Genomic DNA, 4807 nt, shown 5'->3' on the forward strand with positions numbered 1-4807 from the left:
TTTGCAGGTGTAACGGTAGGGGGGCAGTCGCAAGAAAAGGGAGTGCAACGAGAGACGAAGCCGTGTCGACCGCAGCGACTTGCGGTCCAATTAGGCGACAAGGCCTCTTTTAGAAAAAGGTTGCTACTAGAACTGGTGACCGCGGCGGGGGCCGTTCTCGGTCAACGTCAGAATCTCGGGGCCCTCTTCGGTCATCAGCAACGTATGCTCGAACTGTGCCGACGGCAGCCCGTCTTTGGTTCGCACCGTCCAACCGTCTTGCTTGTCACAGCGGGTGTAGCGAGTTCCGGCGTTGATCATCGGTTCAACGGTGAAGCACATGCCGGGAAACAGGCGATCGCTGCGACTTTCGCGATTGGGGTAATGGGGAATCGAAGGATCGAGATGAAATTGGCGGCCAAGTCCGTGCCCGACATATTCCCGCACGACGGTGAATCCTCGTTGATGCGCCTCGGGCACAATCGTTTCACCGATCTCGCTGACGCGGCAGCCCGGCGTCAGTGCGTCGATTGCCAAGTACAGGCAATCAAATGCACATTGGGTCACCGCGCGTCGTTCCTCGCTGACTTCTTCGATCAAGAACGTTTCGCTTTGGTCGCCATGCCATCCGTCGACGATCGTGGTGATATCGACATTCACAATGTCGCCCGGTTGCAATTCGTAGGGCCCCGGGATGCCATGACAAATCACTTCGTTGACACTGATGCAGCAGCTCTTGGGATAGTTTTGATAACCAAGTGTGGCAGGAACATGGCCATGATCTCGCGTCCATTGGGCAACAAGGTCATCGATGCTTTGCGTTGTCACCCCGGCGACGACATGGGGACGGAGAAAGTCCATCAGGCGGGCGTTGACTCGTCCTGCGCGTCGCATTGAATCTCGCTGGGCCTCGTCCAGCATCAATTTTTTTTGCTGTTTGAGCATTAAATTATTCTCGATTATTGGACTTGTTGCTGCACAAGTTAAAACGGGGTGAGGGGGGCTGCTTTTGGATCCTGCCTTTGGTGATAACGCCCTCCAATGATCATACCAGACTGCAATGGCGATCCCAAGCGACAAAAATGGTTTGCGACAAAAGGATGAAAACCAAAAAGACTCCACGATTCAAAGGGAACCGAGGAGCCTAGGTGTTCGCGAAAGATCATTCGGAGACCGAAATCCTCTTGTTGCGTCCGATTTCAAAGCAGGAAACTAGAAGCCTTTGAAAGGATGCGCTGCGGAATCCTTTTTCGCAAGCATTTCGTCGACAGTCGGCTTTCCGTTCATCGCGGCGGCGAGCGATTGCTTGGTCGCTTCGTAGTTGTAGTTGTAGATCTTTTCGTCGTCTTCGGCGTGGGGGTGAATGAAGACGCCACAAACACACACAAGTTCTTCGGCTTGGTCTTTGGGAATGATGCCTTCGCTGACCGCGTCGGCAACCGCTTTGGCGACGGCGGCTTGGGCAGGGCCAAACATTTGGACGGCTTGTTTCATCCCTTTGATCGTCACTTTGGTGATCATCACGGTGGATGGTTTGACGGCGACGTTGGGCTCGAGAACGGCTAGCAGATTCGTATGCCCTTCACTCTGGTTCGACAACGCGTTGGCAAACGCGGCTCCGACCGGGCCGTTCTTGCTGCCGATCATCAAGTCGATGTGTGCGATTTCGTTACCATCGCCGACTAAAGCTTCACCAATGTTAAACTGCATGGATGGGGACTCCGCTGGGAAGTTGTAGGGTTGAGGAAGGACACATTGTGATGTATTTGATGATTTGAGACGCCAACGTCAATGCGACACGGGCATCCAAAGCAACGGGAACGGTACCAGATCCGTTGATTTGAGACCACTCCCCCCATTCGCTCACTTGGAATGACACCGTTGAAAAATCACAATTCGCGGCCGACCCTAACGCTTGTTGGGGCTAGCATACGAGCGGCCGCGCAATCGGCGACCCGAGCAGGATGGAATGTCGTCGGGTTCGACTTGTTTGGCGATAGTGATTGTCGAGCCGCATGTGATCAATTTGAGCTAATTTCTGCGGGCGATCGGCAGGCGGAACCTGCGGGCGATTGCCAGGCCGATCCGACACACGGTGACACGCCGCGATCGCGAAACATGCAGCCGCGCTGCGATGCGGCGCCGCCGGTGTTGGTGGTGGGCGGTTTGTCTCAGGACGTTTGTTCACTGCCTGCTGACCTAGAATCTCTCCTTTCTCCTGGCCTGTCGCCCGGGCTTGACGGCGCCGCCAACGCCAACCTGCGAAATCCTGACTTCCTTGGTTCTTTGGCCGGTGCAGTCGGAATGAAGTTTCCACTAACGCTGCCAACGGAGGTCAAGACGCGGCAGCGGCTCACAGCACATACCACCTCGTCAGGGGAGCGGTGGCTTTGGAAGGATTTGTCGAGTAGCGGTGGAATCCATGTTCGCTGGTTTGCCGATTGCCGGGGGGCTGAAGAACCGTCCGCTACTTCGCGGCAAAACTCCGGAACGCAATTTTATCAACAATGGATCGCCGGCAAACGGTTTGGGGTGTCTTACATTAGCGACGGTATCGAGACGGTCATGTTAGGAGCATGCCGATCGCTGCATACGCGTAAGTCGCCACTGCCCTTTGTGTACGGCGGATCGTATGGGCCGGTCTCGCTGACGCAGCCGCAAACTGAAACTCTCCGATCACTAGGGGAATTAATCGTCGCGACTACACAAATGGCGGGGGTGTTTGGTGTCGATGTGATCATCGACGCGCTACAGAATCTGTGGCTGCTGGAAATCAACCCTCGCTGGACGGCATCGAGCGAATTAATCGAGCGGGATCTCATTCACCGTGGCGTGCTCGGGGCAAATGAATCGCTGATCGGATCGACATGCAAAATGCAATTCCCCGTCTTGGCAGAAACACTCCAATCTCCATCGATTGCGGAACTGAAAATGCGTCTCTTGCAGAACGATCAAGTCTCACTGCCGTTGCTAAAAAAAGTGGTCTTCGCACGCAGATCAGGAATCTTCAACCGCGAAACGCTCACCGCTGCGGAAACCGATGGATTTAAGTGTTTTGACGTTCCGCTGGATGATGCGCCCATCACCAAGGGACATCCGCTGTGCAGTTTGATCGGGGCGACCTCGTCGCTATTCCAGTTGGGTTCGGCAATGCGGTTGCGACAACTGGTTCGCCTAGCACAAGACTCCATACGCTAGACTACAGAGGCGAATACCGCTTGAATCATCGATCGCGTTTTGTCGTGGGTGCGGAACGCCGGTGAAGCCAATGGGCGATCGGTGAGCCTAATTTTTGCGTCGCGGAAATCACGGGCGGCTTTCGATCCACAACATTCGCCCGTTTCAAAGATCACACTGGCGTATTCTTTTCACCCGCCGATATCTAATTTCGATAACCCACTCTCGGTTCAGCTATTTCTGTTTCGCAGGTTTTGTTGGTGGCGATTTTCGCTTGCGTTGCGATACCCGGGTCAGCTCGTCTTCTTTGGCCATGAATGCGTCTCGAATCGCGGCGTCGGGATGTGATTGCAACACGACCGCAACCGAATCATCCATCCGCGCAAGCGACGTCGTCAATTGGTTTCGCAATGACTCTACAGTGTTTTGCATCGCAGGACTGTCGATCAAATTGACCATGCAATCGGGGGCGTTTTGCACGTCATACAGTTCTTCGAGCACGCGATGATCGAACAGTTCCAAACGGGCCGCGATCGCAGATTCCTTTTTGGCACGTCTGACCATTTGGCGATACGTTGCCGTGCCGGTGGTCGCAGTAGCAAATTTTCGCTTCCCGTCGCTCCACGGATTGAACAAGTACAAGTGATCGCGAGTCAGGATGCCTCGCATTGGATGGCGGTTTCGTCCGGCATTTTCGTTGTACTGTAAGATGACAAAGTCGCGATCGGATTGAGATTTACCACGCAACAGCGGCGCGAACGAACGTCCGTGCAAAATCTCGGGAGTGGGATGCTCGTGCTGCATTACCTGCAGCAGGGTTGGCACGAAGTCGATGGCAGAAACCATATGAGTCGAATCGACTGAATTGGCTCGAGTGACACCGGGCCAGCGGACCATCAACGGCGTATGCGTGCTGTGAAAGTAAAGCTGTGTTTTCGCAAACGGCAGCGGCATACCATGGTCTGATAAAAACATCACGAATGTATTGTCGGCTTTCCCCGATTGGTCCAGCGCCGACATGATTTCGCGAAAACAATCATCGGCACGACGAACCGACGAGTAATAGCTGGCAAGTTCCTCTCGCACGAGCGGAGCATCAAATAGAAATCCAGGAATTGGAACCTCGTCGGCTGAGAACGTTCGCGTCGGTTGATGCGGATCGCGTGGTCCAGAGTAGAAAGGTTTGTGTGGATCGGAAATGTTGACCATCAAGCAAAATGGCTTGTTTTCTTTTTCGGCCATTCGGATTCCATCGGCAGTCGATTTGCCGTAGCTTGCGGCATCTTTGTTGTGGTGCTTTTCCCCGTTGGCGTCGTTGTCAAAAACCGCGTCCCAGGCATAAGGGGTGTACGGAGTCGAATGGGGGACTTTGCCACGGATGCCGGCAAAGTAACCGGCCTGTTTCGCCAAATCACACAACACCGGATAGCTTGGCGACTTGTTTTCGCGAAAACCTTCGACGCCATTGACGTGCGAATACAGGCCCGACCACATGATGTTTCGTCCTGGCATGCAATTGCCCACCAACACATGAGCGTGCTCGAACCGCAACGCCGTTTTTGCAAATGCATCAATACTGGGCGACGTGTCAGCCATTTCGCAACCGTATACACCCAGCGAATCGGCGCTCATGTCGTCGACAGTGATGATC

4 protein-coding genes are annotated in these 4807 nt (G+C 54.3%); 1 reads left to right on the forward strand and 3 read right to left on the reverse strand.

Annotation, left to right across the window (positions count from 1 at the left end):
- Nucleotides 1-126: 126 nt before the first annotated feature.
- Together map and fae are read right to left on the reverse strand one after the other, a co-directional pair.
- Complete coding sequence (map, locus tag RMSM_RS06840; protein WP_008693388.1) at nucleotides 127-924, reverse strand: type I methionyl aminopeptidase; 798 nt, start codon at nucleotides 922-924, stop codon at nucleotides 127-129.
- Between the two features lie 267 nt (nucleotides 925-1191).
- Complete coding sequence (gene fae, locus RMSM_RS06845; protein ID WP_008693391.1) at nucleotides 1192-1689, reverse strand: formaldehyde-activating enzyme; 498 nt, start codon at nucleotides 1687-1689, stop codon at nucleotides 1192-1194.
- A 171-nt stretch (nucleotides 1690-1860) separates the two neighbouring features.
- On the opposite strand from fae, the gene RMSM_RS06850 reads away from it, so the two are divergent.
- The gene (locus RMSM_RS06850; protein WP_160168245.1) at nucleotides 1861-3177 is read left to right on the forward strand and encodes an ATP-grasp domain-containing protein; all 1317 of its coding nucleotides are present in this window, start codon (nucleotides 1861-1863) and stop codon (nucleotides 3175-3177) included.
- Nucleotides 3178-3390: 213 nt separating this feature from the next.
- Here the strand turns inward: RMSM_RS06850 and RMSM_RS06855 are convergent.
- Nucleotides 3391-4807 (reverse strand): sulfatase family protein (locus tag RMSM_RS06855; protein ID WP_040764511.1); only part of this gene is annotated, 1417 nt, incomplete at its 5' end.

The sequence above is a fragment of the Rhodopirellula maiorica SM1 genome (assembly GCF_000346295.1).
GTDB lineage: Bacteria > Planctomycetota > Planctomycetia > Pirellulales > Pirellulaceae > Novipirellula > Novipirellula maiorica.